The sequence below is a fragment of the Bifidobacterium sp. LH_512 genome (assembly GCF_056356435.1).
Genome location: NZ_JBKEUE010000002.1, coordinates 237,483 through 258,148, shown reverse-complemented (window position 1 = coordinate 258,148; position 20,666 = coordinate 237,483). Strand labels below are relative to the sequence as shown.

The 20,666-nt window shown below is 58.4% G+C and carries 14 protein-coding genes; 3 read left to right on the top strand and 11 right to left on the bottom strand.

Annotated features, from left to right (window positions below; all coding sequences use genetic code 11):
* Positions 1-460 precede the first annotated feature (460 nt).
* Complete coding sequence (locus AC1AWD_RS06885; RefSeq protein ID WP_476564974.1) at positions 461-1,213, top strand: SIR2 family NAD-dependent protein deacylase; 753 nt, start codon at positions 461-463, stop codon at positions 1,211-1,213.
* A gap of 194 nt (positions 1,214-1,407) precedes the next feature.
* Here AC1AWD_RS06885 and ilvA read toward each other — a convergent pair whose 3' ends face one another.
* The 5 genes from ilvA to AC1AWD_RS06860 form a co-directional block, all read right to left on the bottom strand.
* The gene (gene ilvA / locus AC1AWD_RS06880; protein WP_476564972.1) at positions 1,408-2,673 is read right to left on the bottom strand and encodes a threonine ammonia-lyase; all 1,266 of its coding nucleotides are present in this window, start codon (positions 2,671-2,673) and stop codon (positions 1,408-1,410) included.
* A 96-nt stretch (positions 2,674-2,769) separates the two neighbouring features.
* Positions 2,770-4,590, bottom strand: a complete 1,821-nt coding sequence (locus AC1AWD_RS06875) for a glycoside hydrolase family 13 protein (protein WP_476564971.1) — start codon at positions 4,588-4,590, stop codon at positions 2,770-2,772.
* A gap of 178 nt (positions 4,591-4,768) precedes the next feature.
* Positions 4,769-5,626 (bottom strand): carbohydrate ABC transporter permease, encoded by an 858-nt coding sequence (locus AC1AWD_RS06870; protein ID WP_476564969.1) that lies wholly within the window; start codon positions 5,624-5,626, stop codon positions 4,769-4,771.
* Positions 5,627-5,670: 44 nt separating this feature from the next.
* Positions 5,671-6,570, bottom strand: coding sequence for a carbohydrate ABC transporter permease (locus AC1AWD_RS06865; RefSeq protein WP_476564967.1), 900 nt, complete (start codon positions 6,568-6,570; stop codon positions 5,671-5,673).
* 15 nt (positions 6,571-6,585) lie between these two features.
* A complete protein-coding gene (locus AC1AWD_RS06860; protein WP_476565003.1) occupies positions 6,586-7,881 on the bottom strand; it encodes an ABC transporter substrate-binding protein in 1,296 nt (431 codons plus the stop codon).
* Between the two features lie 169 nt (positions 7,882-8,050).
* On the opposite strand from AC1AWD_RS06860, the gene AC1AWD_RS06855 reads away from it, so the two are divergent.
* The gene (locus AC1AWD_RS06855; RefSeq protein ID WP_476564965.1) at positions 8,051-9,256 is read left to right on the top strand and encodes an ROK family protein; all 1,206 of its coding nucleotides are present in this window, start codon (positions 8,051-8,053) and stop codon (positions 9,254-9,256) included.
* Positions 9,257-9,270: 14 nt separating this feature from the next.
* Here AC1AWD_RS06855 and AC1AWD_RS06850 read toward each other — a convergent pair whose 3' ends face one another.
* Positions 9,271-11,490, bottom strand: a complete 2,220-nt coding sequence (locus AC1AWD_RS06850) for an alpha-galactosidase (protein WP_476564963.1) — start codon at positions 11,488-11,490, stop codon at positions 9,271-9,273.
* 103 nt (positions 11,491-11,593) lie between these two features.
* A complete protein-coding gene (locus AC1AWD_RS06845) occupies positions 11,594-12,097 on the bottom strand; it encodes a nucleoside deaminase (protein WP_476564961.1) in 504 nt (167 codons plus the stop codon).
* A 72-nt stretch (positions 12,098-12,169) separates the two neighbouring features.
* On the opposite strand from AC1AWD_RS06845, the gene AC1AWD_RS06840 reads away from it, so the two are divergent.
* Complete coding sequence (locus AC1AWD_RS06840) at positions 12,170-14,248, top strand: cation:proton antiporter (protein ID WP_476564959.1); 2,079 nt, start codon at positions 12,170-12,172, stop codon at positions 14,246-14,248.
* A 34-nt stretch (positions 14,249-14,282) separates the two neighbouring features.
* Here the strand turns inward: AC1AWD_RS06840 and AC1AWD_RS06835 are convergent, their stop codons facing one another.
* From AC1AWD_RS06835 to AC1AWD_RS06820, 4 genes are all read right to left on the bottom strand, one after another.
* Positions 14,283-15,044 carry an alpha/beta hydrolase gene (locus AC1AWD_RS06835; protein ID WP_476564958.1) on the bottom strand — a complete coding sequence of 254 codons (762 nt, stop codon included), beginning with the start codon at positions 15,042-15,044 and terminating at the stop codon, positions 14,283-14,285.
* A gap of 67 nt (positions 15,045-15,111) precedes the next feature.
* Entirely contained in the window at positions 15,112-15,951 is an 840-nt protein-coding gene (locus AC1AWD_RS06830) for a hypothetical protein (RefSeq protein ID WP_476564956.1), read from the bottom strand.
* Positions 15,952-16,129: 178 nt separating this feature from the next.
* Positions 16,130-16,711, bottom strand: a complete 582-nt coding sequence (dcd, locus tag AC1AWD_RS06825; RefSeq protein WP_476564955.1) for a dCTP deaminase — start codon at positions 16,709-16,711, stop codon at positions 16,130-16,132.
* Positions 16,712-17,560: 849 nt separating this feature from the next.
* Positions 17,561-20,548 (bottom strand): cation-translocating P-type ATPase, encoded by a 2,988-nt coding sequence (locus AC1AWD_RS06820; protein ID WP_476564953.1) that lies wholly within the window; start codon positions 20,546-20,548, stop codon positions 17,561-17,563.
* Between the last annotated feature and the right edge of the window lie 118 nt (positions 20,549-20,666).

Here is a 20,666-nt window from a genome sequence, read left to right as displayed (position 1 = left end):
CGAAACGCGGGAGCGGGAATCGGACTGGCAATCATTGACTTACATAAAGCATAAGTAGTACAGACACGCTCTTGAGTTCTCAAACCACCACCACACGCAACGAAACAGGCCACGGGACCGAACCCCCGGCCGCACCGTGCGGCAGCAAGAAGTTAATTTACTCTTACCTGCAAAAGAATGCAAATCGACAGGTATGCAAAAGCTAGGAGGTCAATGTTTTCAAGGCCTCCACGGCGTGTCGCACTGCCGTCAAATCCTGTTGACATCTATCGTCGACATCTCCGTCGATGTCAACACTACAACCGAAACCGCAACAATTATGGAATAACCATCAAATTTCATCGCAAGCAACACGACAATTCATCTCGCGTTTATTTTTACAGCGGCCGCTTCGCGCCCTGGCAAAATGCGACGGCGAAAAAACAAACGAAGAAACAGTAAAAGGACTACCGTAATGCATATGACAAAACGTATCGCAATTCTTACCGGCGCAGGCATTTCGACATCCGCCGGAATCCCTGACTTCCGCGGCCCCGACGGCGTCTGGACGAAGCATCCTGAACAAACGAAGGTATATGACATCGACGCATTCTTCTCCAACAAGGAAGACCGCGAATACTCATGGCGCTGGCAGAAGGAATCCCCCGTATGGAACGCGCAGCCAGGCGCCGCGCATAAAGCGCTCGTCAAACTGGAGCAGGCCGGCATGCTGAGCCTGCTCGCCACACAAAATTTCGACGCGCTACACGAAAAGGCCGGCAACAGCAGCGACGTCATCGTCAATCTGCATGGCACCATCGGCACATCACACTGCATGAAATGCCATGCAAAATACGACACCTCCGACATCATGGCGCATCTGGGCGAAAACCCGGATCCGCATTGCCGCCGTAAACTGCCATATAAAGGAAACATGCCTTGCGACGGGCTCATCAAAACCGACGTCGTCTACTTCGGCGAATCGCTGCCAGATGGCGCGATGGAAAAGTCGATGCGTCTAGCGCAGCAGGCCGACGAATTCTGGGGGATCGGATCCACCTTGGAAGTATTCCCGGCGGCCTCGCTGGTGCCAGTTGCCGCGCAGGCAGGTGTGCCGATCACCATTATGAATATGGGACGCACACAATACGACAGGCTTGCAACGACACTAATCCATGACGACATCGCCGTCGCGCTGCCGGAATTGGTGGAACGCACCATCGCCGAGCAGTGACAAGCTGACAGGCTGCGGCTAAAGCTGCGACGGCAACTGCGTCAGCAGCCAGCAGACCTGCAGTAAAAGACGGTAAAAAGATGATAAAAAGACGAAGTTGGCCGCCTGACAAGTTTGTGCAGGCGGCCAACTTTATATCTTTATATTGATTTAATTGCGATTGATGACGGTAGCGTCACGCCACCAGCAGCACATCAGTAGATACGACGCGGCTGGAAACCTTCCGCATGGAGGGCGGCAAGCACGCGGTCGATATGATCCGGTCCATTCGTCTCGACGGTGACCTCCAAGGCGACGGCATTCGTGTAATGCGCGGAAGCCTTGAACTGATCGTGATTCAACGCGATAACATTCGCGCGTTCACGAGCCAGAATGGAAGCGACCTTCACCAGCTGACCAGGCACATCCGGCAATTCGACTTCGAAATTCATGATGCGGCCGCGGGCAATCATGCCCTTCTGGATTACAGCGCCCATCGTCACCGTATCAATATTGCCGCCAGACATAATCGGCACGACAACGTGCGGGCCTTCGGCCGACGCAAACTTGCGGGAGCGCAGATTCAGGTGCTCCAAAGCGGCCAACGACACCGCGCCAGCGGCTTCAACGACCAGCTTGTGCTTTTCCAGCATCAGCAGAATCATTTCGTTAATATCGCGTTCGGTGACCGTAACCAGATCATCAAGGAATTCGTCCAGCAGAGCGAAGGTCAAATCGCCTGGACGTTTCACTGCAACGCCTTCAGCCGACGTCGACACCTGATCGGCGGGTACGACGCGGCCCGCGGCGAATGAATTCTTGAAGGCGGGGCTGCCTTCCGGAATAGCGCCAATCACACGAACTTCCGGCTTGAAGGTCTTAATCGCCAACGCAACACCGGCGCCAAGACCACCGCCGCCCAACGGCACGACCACATCGGTAACGTTCGGCACATCCTCAAGAATTTCCAGACCAATCGTGCCCTGACCGCACAACACTTCATAATCGTCAAACGGCGGCACATAAATCATGCCCCGCTTTTCAGAAAGCTCCGCGGCATATGCGGCAGCCTCGTCAAATACATCACCGTGCAGCACGACATCCGCGCCGTACGCCTTCGTGGCGTCGACCTTCAGAGGCGGCGTGATCGTCGGCATGCAAATCGTCGCCTTCGCGCCACGCTCGCGGGCGGCATATGCGACGCCCTGCGCATGATTGCCGGCGGAGGCGGTGACGATACCGCGAGCAAGCTCCTCCTCGCTCAGCGAAGCGATCTTGTTATAGGCGCCACGAATCTTGAAGGAACCGGTAACCTGAAGATTTTCCGGCTTCAACAAAATTTCATGACCCGTCATCTCCGACAGCGTCGGCGACGGGATAATTTCCGTGTGGCGAGCGGTTCCTTTCAATCGCTCGGCGGCAAGTTTCAATTCGGCGGCATGATCGCGCTGCAGCGCCTTAAGGACGTCTTTCTGTTCCATACGTAGCAGTGTAGGCGGCCGCCTTGCGAACCGCCTACATATTCCATATTCCGTGTAACACATCGCCTGTTTCACGTGAAACAGGCGATGGGAATGCTACAAACGCACAACCACGCCTTCCCAGCAGGCCAGCTCGCCCTTCATCAAATGGCGAGCACTGCGGGCCGCATCATACGTACTGATCACAACCTGCGGTTCAGCAACGCCATCAGCGATCAGAGCGGCAGTTTCCGGCGGAATCGTCGCATAATGACCACTCAGGTTCACCACAACCAGCAGCTTCTCATCGCCCAGCGTGCGGGTAAACGCGTAGACCTGATCGTTATCGGAATCGACCAGCTGCCATTCGCCTGCAGCGACGGTCGGATCGTTGTGACGCAATGCAATCAGCTTCTTATAGAAGGAGTACACGGAATCCGGATCATCGAATTCGCCGGCCGCGTTGATGTCGACATGATTGGGGTTCACGGAAATCCACGGCTCAACCGGAGCGTCGACGGCGGTGAAGCCGGCGTACTTGGAACCATCCCACTGCATCGGCGTACGCGCATTATCGCGACTGACCTTTTCCAACGAAGCCATCATCGATTCCGGAGTCTGGATCTTCGCCTCCTCGACGCGCTGGCGGTACGCATTGATGGACTCCAAATCACGATACTGCTCAAGCGTCTTGAAATGAGCGCTCGTCATGCCCAGTTCCTCGCCCTGATAGATGTACGGCGTACCGCGATGCATGTGCAGAAGCAAGCCGAAGGCCTTGGCGGACAGCACACGGCCTTCTTCCGTGGTGTCGTCGCCCCAACGCGAAACCACACGCGGCTGATCATGATTGCAGAAGAACAGGCTGGCCCATCCGGCGTTCTTCACCGCATCCTGCTGCGCGGAAAGCTTGCCGCGAAGCCACGGCATTTGGAACGGGACCAGCTCCCACTTGGAACGGCCTTCGGCCTCTCCCATGTGGTCGAACAGGAACAGCATGTCGAGTTCCTTGTTCGCGGGATTCGTGATGTGCTCGTTGCGCGCCGGAGTTACGCCCGGCGCTTCACCCACCGTCAGGAAACCCTCACGGCCCTCGAAGACCTCGCGACGCATCTCGGCAAGGAATTCGTCGATGCGAGGGCCGTCGGAGCAGAAACCGCCCGGATTGGAATAGCCTTCCGGCCCGACCGGCTCATCGGCGATCTCGCTGCCGGTCTCGCCCGGCAGACGGCCATTACGGTCGATGATTTTGGAAATCTGTGTGATCACATCCATGCGGAAGCCGTCGATGCCGCGGTCCATCCACCAATTCATCATCTTGTAGACGGCCTTGCGCACTTCGGGATTCTCCCAATTCAAGTCAGGCTGCTTCTTTGAATACTGATGGAAGAAGTATTCGCCGCGCTTCGGATCGTACTGCCATGCGGAGCCACCGAAATAGGAACCCCACTCGTTCGGCTCGGCACCCGGAGTGCCCGGCTCATGGCCCGGCTTCGCCGGACGCCACCAATACCAGTCCGCATGCGGATCGTTCTTGTCGCGGCTGGCCTGGAACCAGGCGTGCTCGTCGGAAGTGTGGTTCACCACAAGATCCATCACGATCTTCAGACCGCGCTTATGCGCCTCAGACAGCAGCTCGTCCATATCGTCCAGGGTGCCGAACAACGGATCGATGTCCTGATAGTCGGAGATATCGTAACCGTTGTCGTCCTGCGGGGACTTGTATACCGGGCTCAGCCACAGCACGTCCACGCCAAGATCGGCCAGATAATCCAGCCGTGACGTGATGCCTTTGATGTCGCCGACGCCGTCTCCGTTCGTGTCCTGGAACGAGCGCGGATAAATCTGGTACACCACGGCGTTGGCCCACCATGGATTCGGCGTCGCGCCATTGGTACGGATATCGTCAGCGAGCGCCGGACGATTGTAAGAGGTCATTTTCAGCTCCTTCGCCTGTTTCATCAATTCATGGCCTTTTGCTTGCAAATCGTATAGTCGCAAGTTTTACTTTCCTATGCCCCGTTCCGATTGGCGCGTCGGCAAGAAATAACGCAAAAAGGCCGGCGGAATTTCCGCCGGCCTTTCATTTGACGATGCTGATGTGCGTCATTCGCCACTACTTCACGGCGCCGCGCATCACGCCGCCGACGACCCAACGCTGGGCGAAGACGTAGACGATCAGCACCGGAGCCATGGCCATCAGGTAGGAGGCGAATGCCATCGGATAGTTCGAGGTGAACTGGCTCTGGAACACATACTGCGCCAGAGGAATCGTCTGGTTCGACTGGTCCGTGATGGTGATCAGCGGCAGCAGGAAGTCGTTCCATGCCCACAGTGCGGTCATGATGGCGATAGTGGCGTTGATCGGCCCCATCAAGGGGAAGATGATCGTCCAGAACACGCGCCATGTACCGGCGCCGTCCATACGCGCCGCCTCTTCCAACGAAACCGGAATGGAACGGATGAAGCCGATGGCGATGAACAGGTTGGTACCCAGACCAAGAATCGTGTACAGAATGATCAGGCCAAGCTGGTTGTCCAGATGCAGCGTGCCCATCTGATGTGCGATCGGCAGCATGATGACGGTGAAAGGCACGAACATCATGGCAAGGAAGAAGTAATACAGGAAGCGGAAGAAGCGCTTGTCCATATTGCGGGCCACTGCGTACGCCACGAAGGTGTTGGTCAACAACGTCAGCACGATTGCGGCGACGGTGATGATCGCCGAATTCAACGCAGCCTTCGGATAATTGACCTTGTTCCAGGCGTCCACGAAATTATGCCATTCCCAGGTGGTGGGCAGGCTGAAGGTGCCGGCCTCGGCCGGCGTCTTCAACGCGGTGACGATTGTGAAATACAGTGGGATGAGAACGGTGAGCGACAGCACGGCGATCACTGCGGTGAGCCACCAGTTGATGTTGTGGTCGCGGCGGTACTTCGGCTTGGCAACGGTTGTTGTGGATGCGTTAGACATATTCGATGCTCCTTAACAGTCTGAGACGTCCCGTCGAGGTCGAGTCAGACCTTCTCCTTGCTGCTGAAGAACTTGAGCTGGACGAACGCCAGCACGGCCAGAACGATGAAGAAGGTGACGGCGTTCGCCATCTGATAGGCGTATTCGCCATTGCCCAGACCGTTCTTGAAAATCAGATAGGACACGGTTTCGGTCTTCGAATCCGGACCGCCGCCGGTCAACGCCACAACCTGGTCGAAGGCGCCCAAGGAATTCTTGAGGCTCAGCACCATGTTGATGGTGAAGAACGGTCCGATCAGCGGGAAGGTGATCTTCCAGAACTTCTGCCAAGCGTTCACGCCGTCGATGTCGGCGGCCTCATAGACCTCCGTATCGATGGTCTGCAGACCGGCCAGGTACAGCAGCGTCGAATAGGCCACGCCCTGCCAGACCGACAGGAACACAATCGGCAACCATGCCCAATCCGGATTGGTCAGCAACGAATCGGACAGCCATCCGATATGCAGAGCCTTGCCTAATTCCGGCAACGGCACCATGAAGATGTACTTGAACACGTAGCCGATAACCAGCACGGACAGGGTGTAGGGCACGAAGAAGATGGCACGGAAGCCGTTCTTGAACGCGATCTTGGAGTTGAGCAGCACTGCCAGGAACATGGCGATGAAATTCGTGCAGACAGTAATGGCGATCGCGATCAGAATCGTAAACAGGTAGGCATGCCCGACACGGCTGTCGGAGAACATGGCGATGTAGTTCTTGATTCCGATGAAATCCCATGTGCCATACCCCTGCGAATTGGTCAGCGAATAGAACGCGCCCTGCAGGAATGGCCAGTACAGGAAAATCGCCACGAGGATCATCGCCGGAACGGTCATCCAGTAATACGCCCTGTCGACCTTGCGATTGGAGAATTGGCTTACCTTCTTTTTCTTGTTGGCATTCATGATGTTCCTCCTCTCCTATCGGAAGTTACGAGCCTGGACTTTGTCGTATTCGGTCTGCATGCTGTTCAGGAATGCGTCGGTGTCACCGGACGAGACCAGGGACTGCATGAAACCTGCGATGTTGATGCTGGACGGCACATAATGGTCGCAGAAATCGGTGATGCGGTTGTCTTCGAAGAACGTCATCACATTGGCCAACGCTTTATCGCCGACGTACGTCTCCTTCAGAGGACCGAAAGCGGACTGTGCGTCGCAATAGTCCTTGATGTTTTCAGGCTCCATGAGAAAGTCCACGAATTCACGGGCCTCATCGTAGTGGTCGGTGTGCGCGCCGATCGTCAGCATCACGTCGTCACCAGCCGTAAGCTTCTGCTCATCGGCGTTATCGGTGGCCGGCATCTGCGCGAAGCTCAGGTTCATGTCCTCGTCGATCAGGCGCACCTGGGGAATCGCATACGTGCCAAGCGGCAGAATCGCGGCTTTCCCGTTGGCGAAGTCCTGCGTGGCCTGCTGATAGGTGATGGAAGGGTTGTCCTGCGTGTAGTTGTCGAAAAGCTCGACCAGTTTTTCGCTCACCGGCTGCCATAGGTCCTGGAAGGTCGTTTCACCGGTCTTCAGACCTGCATATTCGCTTTCCGGCACCAGCGTCGAGTTCAACGAAGACAGCGGGGCCTGCAGCGTCCATGGATCGGCGTAGCTGGCTTCCATCGGCGCGATGCCTGCATTCTTGAACGTTTCGAGCATGTCGATGAATTCGCTCCACGTCTGTGGCGGGTTGTCCGGGTCAAGACCGACCTGCTTCCACAGATCCACGTTGATGATGTAGCCGCTGGCGTTGCCGGCATATGGAATGGCATACAGACGCTTCTTGGAAGCGTCATCGGTCTGCACCAACGCCTTGGCGATATCGACCATGCCTTCGTTGAGATCGTCCACGACCGGATCGTCGGTGAAATCATGGAAGACGCCGGTTTCGGCAAGCAGACCATAACTGATGTCGCCGTTGATGGTGATGACGTCAGGTTCGCGGTTCTTCACCAGACGCGTACGCAAATCGGTGGTCGCATCGGAGGAATTGTTGACGTTGATTTTGATGTTCGGATGGGTTTTCTCAAATTTCTTGGCCTTTTCGACGAACCATGTTCCCGCTTCAGCCTTGTACTGGAAAAAATCCAGCGTGACCGTGCCAGCGTTATCGCTACCGCAGCCCGCTGCGCCGATGCCGATTGCGATCGCGCACGAAGCGACGGCGGCACCGCGCAAAGCACGCCGCAATCCCCCATGCCTTTCGTGAAAGTCGTGATTCATCAATGCTCCTTTGTCTCCTTCGAGATGAGGCTTCATTACCATATCCCGACAGTCCCTCAGCATATGCATTTCGTTTTTTCATTCCCACCACCAGCGCGTTCACGCATGTATGAAATTAAAAAACGCGGTATTTTTGACTCTAAGAAAGAAATAATGGCGATAAGGAGACTCTGTGGCACAAGAAAATGCGATTCCACCATGGTTTTCCGGATCTGAACATACGCATCGCGTGGCCCAAGCCATCGCACAATACGGTCCTATCGCCCGCACCACGCTTGCGCAGATGCTGAATCTGTCACAAGGCGCTCTTTCCCGAATCACCAGCGACCTGATTTATGCCGGGGTCATCGAAGAGCTGTCAATGACGACGGAACCGCAATCCCGGCTTCCGCAGGGCTTCACACCCAAAAAAAGCAATGACCGCCGCGGACGTCCACAGACCGCGCTGCAATTGTGCGCCAAGGCCCGCACCGTCGTCGGCGTCAAAGTACATGGGAACCTCGTCACATCCGCGGCGATCGACGCGCATGGCGAGGTGGTTTCGTCCTGTCATGAGCGCCTGTTCGAAGACCAGTCTCCCACGCATGTGACCGCGTTGATCGCCGAACTCGCCTCGGAATGCGCCGGAGAGGTCGAGGCTGCGGGACTGCCCCGGCCATTTGCCATCGGCATCGCAGTCGGCGGGCATGTGGAGCAGGATTCCGTAGTGACGTTCGCGCCTTTCCTCCATTGGAACGACCCGGTCGATCTTGGCCTGATGGTGCATCGTGCATCCGGGCTGCCATGCGGCGTATTCAACGACATCGATTCGCTGCTGGTGGACGCCTGCTGGTTTGGCCCCGGCGTCGGATTGGACATGTTCGCTGTGGTGACATTCGGCGCGGGCGTCGGCTATTCGTTGGCGGCACATGGCAAACCGGTGGATTATCCGGACAAGAGCTACGGCTTGGCAGGTCATATTCCGATTGACCCGGAAGGTCCCACCTGCCCATCCGGGCATGTGGGATGCTCGCAATGCCTGACCGATGACTCCATCGCGGAACAGTATTCACAGATGATGGGGCACCCCACCACCTTCGAAGAGTTCGCGCACGACGCACGCGAGCATCGCGCGCTGGCGACGCAGCTGGTGAATCGTACGTGCTTCCGCCTAGGCACCCTAATCGCGATCATCGCCAATCTGGCGATGCCGGCGAAAGTGATGATCGCCGGCGAATCCGCATTCATCGCTAAATTAGGCATCGACTCGATTCGTGACGGCATCAACCGATATCGACACAGCCAAACCGCCCCCGTTCCGTTCGTCATTGCCAATCATGATTGGCAATTATGGGCGAAAGCGGCGGCGGCCCGCGTCATCGTGCAGCATATCGGCTAACGCCGCGAAACCGATCAGACGCGAACGGCTTCAATCAGCACGGCCTGCGCCGGATGCAACGCCGGCGGACGAATACCGTACGCCTGCAGCGCCTGCGCATCCATGACGATGCCGTCCTCGTTCCACCAGCCGAGCGGGCTTTGGCCAGAGCCGGCCCACGTTCCGATACGGCCGTTCTCCATGCTGACCGGCAGCGGGCGCACACGGTATGCGGCGTCTTCGTCCAAGCCGGGCAAACGCACCGGAGCGGCCGGATAGGCGGCGGACGTGGTGAGCTGCGTGAAACGGTACACCGCACAGGACTTGTCGGCGGAGACGACGCCGTCCAAGCGCACGGCCGGATCGGAGCCGTCGCCATGCACGACGGTGCCTGCGGCGAAATCGTCACGATGCCGCTTGTAATCCTCCACCCACACGCGCAGCAGATCGATATCCTCCTGCGGCTCCTTGAGCAGATTCCACTCGATACCCATGTGTCCGAAGAACGTCATCGCCATGCGCAGCTCCTGACTGGTGGCGCGATGCGTGGAATGTGCCGGGCTGGCACCCACATGCTCGCCGATCATTTCCGGCGGGACCAGCAGCGACGTGTAGCGCTGAATGTCGGCGCGCTCGACCGGGTCGACGCAGTCGGACGCCCAGATGCGGTCGGCGACTTCCAGGATGCCCAAATCGACGCGTCCACCGCCGGACGAGCAGCTTTCGATTTCCAGGCCGGGATGATTTGCCTTCAGATCATGGAAGATGCGGTACGTGGCCTGCGTCTGCCCATGGATGGCCGGGCGGCCGGAATACGGGGATATCGCCTCGGTGACCATCTTGTTGTGGTCCCACTTGATATAGTCGATGCCCAGTTCGCCGACCAGCTTATCCATTGCGTCGTAAACATATTGGAACGCCTCGGGATTGGTCAGGTCGATAACCTGCTGGCTGCGGCCCTGCATCGGCAGACGGTTCGAGGTGGGCTTCAGCACCCAATCCGGATGCGCGCGGAAGGTATCGGAATCCGGATTGATCATTTCCGGCTCGAACCACAGGCCGAATTCCATGCCCTTGCCGTGCACGTAGTCGGCAAGCGCCTTCAGGCTGTGGTCGCCGTCGGGCCAAACATCCTGAGAGATCTGCCAATCTCCCAGACCAGACGTATCGTCACGACGGGAACCGAACCAGCCGTCGTCGACGACGAAACGTTCAACGCCGGATTCCACGGCCTTATCGGCCAGCGCGGTCAGAGTATCGTAATCGTGATCGAAATAGACGGCCTCCCACGTGTTGAGGATGACCGGGCGCGGCTTGGCCGCAATGCCATGCTGCGTGCGCCACGCCTGATGCACGTCGCGCAGATGCCGATGGAAGCGTGACGCGACTTCGTTCAGGCCGTCGCCATAGGAGCCGTACACCCACGGAGTCGTATACGATTCGCTTTCGGACAGGATGATTTCACCGCCGAACAGCACTTCGCCACCACCAATGAGCCCTGTCGTATACGGCAGTCGTTCCGCGGAGAGCACACTATTGCCGCTCCATGCGACATGCACGGAATACGCGTCGCCATGCTCGAATCCGAAGCCCGGAACACCTGCAGTCAGCAGCAGGGACGCGTCGAAATCAGGACGTCCGACAAGACTGGACTTGGCGAAACGGCCGATGGTGAGCGGCTGGCGTTGCGGGGAGCGTTCACGCAGGTGATGGCCGGTGGTGGTCATGATTTCGGTCGCGATGGCCGGCACGGGGAAGCCAAGCTCCACGCCGCCCACTTCGAGCGGCGTCGCGGCGTTGTTGGTAAGGGTCGCATGCTGACGGATCAGACCGTTGTCTTCCAGCTGCGCCTCCCAGGTCAGCGTAACGCCCTGCTCCGCGTCCGCGGCGGTGACACGGCACACGTCGTCGTCCACCGCGATGTCGGTGCCGGTGAACTTGCACAGCGTTTCATGCCCTTCACGGCGCAGCGTCAAACGCGGCTGGCCAATCCAGGATTCCGCCTGCGTCGGCAGAATGCTGGGCCATGGCGTATCGTCAAGAGCGCCGGAAACACGCTGAGGACGCTGCGCGTCATACAGGCCGAGCACGCTCTCGGGATCGTGCAACGGTCGGCCCCAATGCACGATATGCGGCAGCTGGTCGGCCGCGCAGACCAACGCATAGGCGACGTTGGCCTTCGGCGCCTGCGCGTATACGGCGGTCAACGCAGTGCCGTCGGAAGCCGTCCCATGGAAAAGTTGAATGTGCGTCATCGCCCCATCCTTGTTCAGTCGCTTACATTTCAGTACCGATGATAGGCACTTGGTTTTTCCTTGCTTTGATACGGAGTGTTCCGCGATGCTGGAAATAAAAACGCTATAACGCCGCCTGTCGGGTAACGCGTTTGGAGGAGAAAAACGCTGTGAGGATTTGGGCGCATTCCGATTCGCGGATGCCGCCATACACTTCGGGAGCATGCCCGATATGGGGATCGCGTGGAATATCCCAGACCGACCCGCAGGCGCCCAATTTGGCGTCCCATGCGCCGAACATGATGCGTCCGATATGCGTTTGCACGCAGGCTCCCGCGCACATCGGGCATGGCTCCAAGGTGACGACAAGCGTGCAGTCGGCCAGATTCCAGGCGCGCGACGACGGATCCCCATCGTAAGACATTCGCGAGGCCGCCGCCTGCCGCATCGCCTCGACTTCGGCATGTGCCAACGGATCGCCATGAACCTCCCGCTTATTCCGGCCGATTCCGATCACGTCCCCGTCGGCGTCCAATACAACGGCGCCGACGGGGACCTCCCCCTCGGCGGCAGCTTCCGCAGCCAGACGCAATGCTTCGCCCATCGCGGCATATTCCTTTGACAGCATGTCTCCAGTGTACGGGCACGGCAACATCTACCCTTACAAAGAGACGAGGCCATCCAAGAGAGGGGAAACATCGTGGACGTGTTCACATTGGTTCTGTTCATCGTTGCGGCAGTGGTGCTATCGTCCTTTCTCAGTCGGTTCATCCCCAAGGTGTCCACCCCGCTTGTGCAAATCGCATTGGGCGTGCTGATCGCTCTCACACCATCTTTCCCTCACGTGACGTTGGATCCGGAATTGTTCATCGTTCTTTTCATTGCGCCGCTGCTGTATCTGGAAGCACATGAAATCGACAAATCCGCATTGCTGAAGACCCTGACCCTGTCATTGTCGCTGGCCATCGGCCTGGCAATCGCCACCATGGCAGCCGTCGGCTTTGTGTTGCACTCGATCTGGCCCGCCGTGTCGTTGGCGGCGGCCCTTGCGTTGGGTGCTGCATTGGGTCCGACCGACGCGGTGGCCGTCAGCTCCCTCGGCAAGGACGCAGCACTGACGCAACGTCAGAAAAGCGTGCTGCAAGGTGAATCGCTGTTCAACGACGCCTCCGGCATCATCGGCTTCCAATTCGCCATCGCGGCGGCCCTCACCGGTGAATTCGAAGTGGGGCAGGCCGCCGGACGGTTCATTCTCTCGTTCATCGGCGGCGCGGCGTTCGGGCTCCTCGTCGGCATGCTCGCCAATCTGCTGTTCGAATCTTTGCGCGCATTGGGGTGGGAAAGCACCACCACACGCATCCTCATGGAACTGTTCCTGCCGTTCATGCTGTACATGGGGGCGGAGGCGCTCGGAGTGTCCGGTATCCTCGCCGTCGTCACCGCCGGCCTGTTTATCCGTTTCGACCGCAATGCAGTAGGACCGAACGTCGCCCGCACCAACATCGTCGCGTCAAGCGTATGGACCGTGCTGTCGTTCACATTGAACGGCATCGTGTTCATCCTGCTCGGCATGCTGCTGCCGAACGCGATGTCGGCCAGCTGGGATGACCCGCATGTCAGCAATCTTCAGCTGCTGGCCACCATTGCGGTCATCGCTTTCGTGGTCATAGCCATGCGTTTCGTCTGGACTTCCGGCATGCTGCGCATCGCCCGTGACCAAACCACGCACCTGCGTCGCAAAATGACGGCGGACCGGTGGCGATCGGCCGCCATTATGACCTTCGGCGGAGCCAAAGGCACCATCACCCTGTCATTGATGTTCACCATCCCCTACACGCTGGCCGATGGCGCGCAATTCCCCATGCGCGACGAGCTGATCTTCATCGCCGGCGGAGTCATCATCATCACGCTGCTGCTCGCGAATTTCCTGCTGCCACTCATCGCGCCGAACCGCAGTGCGCAGCATTCCCGCGAACTCGACGAAATCACCATCGAGGTGCTGCGGCGCACCGTCGAGGAGCTCACCGGACGTATCACGTCCGATAACCGTCGTGCCGTGCTGATGGTCGTCGATTCCTATACGAAACGCATCACACGGTTGAAACAACGCATCGGCGCCATCGATCCGGAGGGCTATCTGCGGCTGCAGATCGATGCGTTGAACTGGGAGAAGGATTACGTCATCGACCGCATCGACTCCATCAGACAACAAGCGTCAGCCGACGGAAGCCACGCCGAAGAACATGCCGAGACGGAGGCCTGCGAGCGCATGCTGGACCATATCATGAACTCACTTCGTCACGTCGACGCCGAACGGCATTCACGCAAGACATTGTGGCGGATCAAAGGAAGGGTGAGGGCGACACAGCGACAGATCACGACATTGCTGCGTCGGGCCGGCAGCAAGATCCGCCACACCACACCGCTGTTCAGCGAAGACGAGATCTTCGCCTGTACACGACGCATCCAGGTGGACGCCATTGAACACGTTATCAGCCGTCTATACGAGGAGATGCGCCACAGCACCTATGACACCGAGTATTGTTCGGCGCTGCTGCTCGACTATCGCCGCGCCGAGGCAGCGTTGCGTTCCAGGCCCGATATGGGCGTCAGCGCGGCGGCGATCGCACAGGCCAACGACGTCAAGCGCGAAAGCTACGGCATCGAATTAGGCATTATCCAGGACATGTTCGAGTCCGGCGACATCAACCGCATGCAAGCGAAGCGACTGCGCCGCAATGTGTATGTGATGAGCGTGGATGCAGACGCCAGCATGTGATTGCGGGCATGGGGCGACCGCAATCACATGCCGGTCACATCACGCCCGAAGCGATGTCGTTCGTCACCAGCCATTGGTCAAGATCGCGGAATTCGTCAAGGCTGACCGCGTGGTCCAGCTTCGCGTACTCCTTCACGGTCAGCCACGTATGTTCCTCCAGCCATGCCGCGGCGGCGTGCGATTCATACCTGGCAATCACCGTATCGCGCTGGCCATAGCCATAGAACACGGGGATGCGCATATCCGGCAGCCTGTCGTCCGCGGGCGCGGTGCCCACGACATTACCGGGCGCCACGAAACCGGACAGACTGATCGCCGCGCGGTAACGTTCCGGATTCACGCGTAGCAAATGCACGGCCAGCAAGCCGCCCTGCGAAAAACCGATCGGCACGACATCGCGGTTTTCCGGCACATGCTCCGCAACCCATGCATCAACCGCCCGCGCGGCGGCATACGCATCGCAATCCAGATCATCGCCGGAGGGCACCGCATCATGAAACCAGGAATACGCCCCCTGCATCATGCCGAAATCGGAGAATCCCGTGCCCGGCTCCTGCAGCACCAGCGGGGCACGCAACGAGACGTAATCGTTATACGGCGCTACATAGCGCATCATATCGGCCAAATCAGCCTCATTGGAACCCCAGCCATGCAGGCACAGGAACAACGGGCGATTCGGCGCGGTCATACCGTTGCCGCGCGACCATTGCGCATGCTCGACCGTCAGAGCATCGCCGAAACGCCCTGGCACGACTGTGGATTCACGTCCGACGATTGGTTGTGATGCTTCACTCATACATGCCACTATAGAACGCTCTCACCCATACGTCCGAGCGATGCCGCGAAAGGGCCGCCGAAACGAATCACCGTCCCTGTCCGGATGACGCCGGCAATGTGGACAGATCACCGCCCCACCGCTCCTGCAAAGCCGTCATCGTGTCGGTGCTGCCGAATGCCATCCAGCGTTCGCCACTCAGCACACGCCACTCCGACAGATCCATGGACATGTCAATCGATTGTCCGGAAAGCTGCGCGATCTGCGATTCCAACGGCGCAATCGACAGAGCCGCGGACGCCGCGGAATCAAACGAGACAAAAGCGACGCGTGAATCCACACACACTTCAATGCCGTTGATTCCCGGCAATCCCCCACTGCTCAACGCCTGCCAGCCACTGGTACAATCACCGGCAATCCGGTCGATCTGCTGTTCCATCGCCGTAATGTCATCGGCCGGCGCCTCATCGCGTACCGCCGGCTGGACGATGCCTGACGGAAACAGAATGCCGATGACAACGCCGAGAATCAACAGCAACGTCGCACACAGCATCATCAGAATGCCACCCGAAGCGACGCCGTGATGACTGGCGCGTTTCGGAACCGTCGTACGCGCGACAATGACCAGCAGCATGGTCAGGCCGATCAGCACGGCTGCCGTCAATGCGATATAACGCCCGCGCACCGATTCCAAGGCGCCAATCACCGCCGGAGCGGCCTCATGCACAAGGGAAGACGCCGCGGCGCACACTGCCAGCAGGCCGCAAATCAGCGCATACACGCGAAAATGGCGGCTCAGCGTGCTTGATAAACGCACATCCTGGGCGCGCATGCCCTTACGTCCATGCGACCGGTCGAATTCCAGTGAACCATAGTCGCTGTTCTCATCGTCGGCGCTGGCGAAGAAATCATATTCATCGTCTGCCATGACCATCACCTCTCCCGTGCAGCACCATTGCCGGCCATACCTGACACCAGTCTATCGGGGGAAAGCCGGAAAACGACGGTCCTCCAAATGAGTTTCGTCACAGGACCGGAAAAGGCGAGGTGGCTCTTGCGCACGACCGCAGGACCGCGTCGCGCGGTTCACAAGCCGTGATCCGTGTTCAGTCGGTAATCTGCGCCCTGTAGAAATGCTCATACGAACGGCTCGGCGTCGGACCGCGCTGGCCCTGGTAATGCGAACCGATCTCCTTCGAACCGTACGGATGCTCAGCCGGAGACGACAGCTGGAAAAAGCACATCTGACCGATCTTCATGCCCGGCCACAGCTTCACCGGCAACGTCGAAACGTTTGACAACTCCAGCGTGATATGGCCTTCGAAACCGGGATCGATGAAGCCTGCGGTGGAATGCGTCAGGATGCCGAGACGCCCCAGTGAGCTCTTGCCTTCAAGACGCGCCGCGATCGTGCTGTCAAGTTTCACATACTCCCATGTGGAGCCCAACGCGAATTCACCCGGATGCAGAATCCACGGCTCATCCGGCGCGACCTCGAACTGTTCAGTCAGCTCGCCTTGGTTCTCCGCCGGATCGACATACGTGTACGCATGATTGTTGAACAGGCGGAAGAAACGATCGAGACGAACGTCGATGGATGCCGGCTGTACCATTTCAGGCGTCCATGGATCCAAATCGATGTGACCATCGGCGCGGGCAGCGAGAATATCACGATCGGACAACAGCATTTGCGGTTCCTCCACGCATGGGTGACGCCAGCTGCATTTTCATCATCATTCAATCGCAGTCAGGCGAACGAGTGTATACGTATTGCTGACTATCAGTCTAACGTCGCCCCCAAACTTGCCCGCGAAAATCCACATGCCTACACCGCCGCAGCGTCAGTCCTCCGCAATCCCAGCAACTCATGCCCCCTCCCACATGTCCACTCTCAAAATGTCATAACAGTACTGATATGACATTTCGGCCCACCTGCAGCCCACTTTTTCGTCATATCAGCACTGATGTGACGTTCCAGGCTCCCCAACGTCCCTCAAACCGTCATAACAGTACTGTTGTGATGAATGAGTTGGGCGACTTCGGAGATGGCAATTCAGAGACGGTTTTTGGCGCAAACGTCAAATTCTCAGGAATTTCACAGACAACACGAGAGATGTGCCCAGCAACGGGTGGTTTCATAATAAACATCAGCAGACGCTGATCGAGAACACGACAGTTCCCGACAATTGAACCCCTTTCTTCTTCTCTCTCCTTTCTCTCCCCGGCGGTCACCCCGCCGGGGTTTCTTTTTGGCGTCAGGCCATCGCGCACTGCGTACACCCAAACGCCTCTGTACCGCGCGCACAATGTGCGAGTGTCACCCACACAATGTGCGTCACATGACGGGGAAGAGCACATTGTGCTTCAGGACAACGTACAATGTGCGCCGTTTGGACACACATTGTGCGTTATATATGACACCGGCGCACAATGTGCGGGTTGTACTCACACATTGTGCGCCGGTGTTGTACGACATTGCGCAAAGCTATGCAGCATTGCGTAGCGCTACACGGCGTAATGCTGCGATTAGAGCGGAACTACTTCCTGTTCTTGTCCATTGCACGCAGCACGCACTTGCGCAGTTCGGATGCAATCAGCACGAATGCGGCCAAGCCGATGCATTCCAACCATGCGACGGCGTCCAACGGCGTGGTGCCGAAGGCGGTGTTCAGGAACGGCACATAAATGACGACCAGCTGCAGCACGATCGAGATACCGATCGCACCCCACAGCCACTTGTTCGAGAACAGGCCGACGAACACGCTCTGCAGGTGCGAACGTGAGGCCAGCGCGTTGAACAGCTGAGCGAACACCAAAATCGTGAAGCCCATCGTACGGGCTTCGGTCATCTGAGCGTCATGGCCCAGCGCGTCCACGGAACGATCGGTGAACAGGCCGCCGGCCAGATGCATATCCATACCGATCAGGGTCACGGCCGCCATAATGATACCGATGTAGATGATGTCGCCCCACATCTGTGCGTCGATCACGCGATCGGTGAGCTTACGCGGCTTGCGGTTCATCACGTCTTCGGTGGACGGATCGACGCCCATGGCCAATGCCGGAGCGGCGTCGGTCAGCAGGTTGATCCACAGCAGCTGGGTGGCCAGCAGCGGCACGGTGACGCCCTGAGCGCCCGGCTGGGTGATGCCGAGGAATCCGGCGAGCATAACGCCGCCGAACACGGTGAACACCTCACCCACGTTGGAGCTCAGCAGATAGCGCAGGAACTTGCGAATATTATCGAAGATGCCACGGCCTTCGCGCACGGCGGCGACAATGGTGGAGAAGTTGTCGTCGGCCAGAATCATCTTGGCGGACTGTTTCGTCACTTCGGTGCCGGTAATGCCCATCGCTACGCCGATGTCGGCGCTCTTGACGGCCGGGGCGTCGTTGACGCCGTCGCCGGTCATTGCCGCGATGTTGCCTTGACGCTGCAAGGATTCAACGATCTTCAGTTTGTGTTCCGGAGCCACACGGGCGTAAACGGATACTTCCGATGTCGCCTTGTCGAAGGCGGCTTCGTCCGTAAGCGCGTCGAGCTGATCGCCGGTCAGCGCCTTTCCGCCCTTTTCGATGATGCCCAAATCGGAGGCGATACGTGCAGCGGTCAGCGGGTGATCGCCGGTGATCATCACGGTGCGGATTCCGGCGCGATGCGCTTCGGCAACGGAATCACGAACTTCGGTGCGCGGCGGATCGATGATGCCGACCATACCGTTCCAGATAAGATCGGTTTCGATGATGTCGCTTTGTTCGGCGATATCGGTGACCTCACCTGCGGCGTTGCCCTTAATGCCTGGCACTTCGGCAAGAGAAGTGACGTTCAGCGGACGATACGCCTGACCGAGGGTACGGTAGGCTTCGCCGGACAGGCGTTCGACGGTGGCGAGAATGGTCTGACGGTCTCCTTCGGTAAGCGGGCGAACTTGACCGGCCACGGCAATGCGGGAGCAGAAGCCCAACAGCACGTCCGGAGCACCCTTGGAGAACACAGTCAGCTTGCCGGCCTCGGCATTGTCCTTCGCGACAATGGACATACGCTTACGCTCGGAAGTAAACGGGATTTCAGCAACACGCTGGAAGTTCGAGTACTTCGCGTCGGCTTTCACCTTGCGGGCTGCGACAACCAGAGACACCTCGGTCGGGTCGCCGACGATGTCCCAGGTACCAGGCTTATCGCCCTTACGCAGTTCACCGTCATTCGCCAAATTGCCAGCGCCAAGCGTAGAGATGACTTCAGTGGCAACCGCTTCGGAGACCTGCTCGGAGCCGATGCCGACCATGTTGCCTTCCGGCTCGTAGCCGGTGCCAGTAATCTGCACTTCGCCGCTCGGGGTAACAACACGTTCAACGGTCATTTCGTTACGGGTCAGCGTACCGGTCTTATCCGAGCAGATAACGGATGCGGAACCCAATGTTTCGACGGAATGCAGCTTCTTGACGATGGCGTTGTGCATGGCCATACGCTGCACTCCGAGAGCGAGCACGACGGTAAGGATTGCGGCCAAACCTTCCGGCACTGCGGCCACAGCCAGGGAAACGGCCAGCAGCAGTGAGTCGATGACATCGTGAATGTCGTGGAAGCCTTCCATAACAGCCAGCGCGACAAGCACAACCACGGCGATGATGCACACGGCAATGCCGAGAATCTTGGAGACGTAGTTCATCTCCTTCTGCAGCGGCGTGGCCTCGTCTTCGGTGGCGGACAGCAGATCGGCGATCTTACCGACCTGCGTGTTCATGCCGGTACCGGTTACGACAGCACGACCGGTACCCTGTGTGACGGAAGTGCCGTTGAACACCATGTTGGCGCGGTCGCCCAAGGCCTTCGCACTGTCAAGGGTTTCCGACTTCTTGCCAACCGGCACGGACTCACCGGTAAGACTTGCTTCCGCGATACGCAGTGAAGCCGCTGCGAGCAGTCGGCCGTCAGCGGAAACCGTGTCACCTTCACCAAGCACGATGATGTCGCCCGGAACCACTTCGGAAGTGTTGACACGAGTGATTTTGCTATCACGCAGCACATTCGTCTGCGGTGCCGTCATCTGACTCAACGCTTCAACAGCCTGCTCTGCCTTGGCTTCCTGAATATAGCCGAGTACTGCGTTGACGATCAGAATCAAAACAATAACGAGAGCGTCGAACGGCAGCGCCTCGCCGCCTTCGGCGCCTGGAGCGGCGTTCATCTTTTCGATGAACCATGCGATGACGGAAATCACCGTCGCCGCAAGCAATAGATACACCAGCGGATCTTGGAACTGCTGCAGGAACTTCTTCCACTTCGGAACCGGCGGAGCCCCCTCCAGCTCGTTCGGACCGAACTTCTCCAAACGGCGCTTGGCCTCCTCGGAGCTTAAACCGGTGGACGGGTCTACATTCAGGGCTTGCGCTACGGCCTCGGCATCGGTCAACGAAGGATCGACATCGTTGAGCAGCGCCTTCTGGGCCAGAGTGGTTTCAGATTCCCGGACAGCATTCGCTTCGCTTCCGGACTGGTGTTGATCTTTCCTGCGATCAACCATAATTATCTCCTCGGTCTGCCGCGGAGTAGTCAGTCCTCATGCGGACGGGGCATGGTCCTCATCTCGGCATGGCAAGACTGCGCGGTCATGGGCATCGGCGCATATGCTGCCGATGCAT

Bases quoted from the DNA above. Each gene is read 5' to 3' on its own strand.
- AC1AWD_RS06865 (WP_476564967.1), bottom strand. From the start codon at position 6,570: ATGAATGCCAACAAGAAAAAGAAGGTAAGCCAATTCTCCAATCGCAAG.
- ilvA (WP_476564972.1), bottom strand. From the start codon at position 2,673: ATGGAACAGAAAGACGTCCTTAAGGCGCTGCAGCGCGATCATGCCGCC.
- AC1AWD_RS06820 (WP_476564953.1), bottom strand. From the start codon at position 20,548: ATGGTTGATCGCAGGAAAGATCAACACCAGTCCGGAAGCGAAGCGAAT.
- AC1AWD_RS06835 (WP_476564958.1), bottom strand. From the start codon at position 15,044: ATGAGTGAAGCATCACAACCAATCGTCGGACGTGAATCCACAGTCGTG.
- AC1AWD_RS06845 (WP_476564961.1), bottom strand. From the start codon at position 12,097: ATGCTGTCAAAGGAATATGCCGCGATGGGCGAAGCATTGCGTCTGGCT.
- AC1AWD_RS06850 (WP_476564963.1), bottom strand. From the start codon at position 11,490: ATGACGCACATTCAACTTTTCCATGGGACGGCTTCCGACGGCACTGCG.
- AC1AWD_RS06870 (WP_476564969.1), bottom strand. From the start codon at position 5,626: ATGTCTAACGCATCCACAACAACCGTTGCCAAGCCGAAGTACCGCCGC.
- dcd (WP_476564955.1), bottom strand. From the start codon at position 16,711: ATGCTGTTGTCCGATCGTGATATTCTCGCTGCCCGCGCCGATGGTCAC.
- AC1AWD_RS06830 (WP_476564956.1), bottom strand. From the start codon at position 15,951: ATGGCAGACGATGAATATGATTTCTTCGCCAGCGCCGACGATGAGAAC.
- AC1AWD_RS06875 (WP_476564971.1), bottom strand. From the start codon at position 4,590: ATGACCTCTTACAATCGTCCGGCGCTCGCTGACGATATCCGTACCAAT.
- AC1AWD_RS06885 (WP_476564974.1), top strand. From the start codon at position 461: ATGACAAAACGTATCGCAATTCTTACCGGCGCAGGCATTTCGACATCC.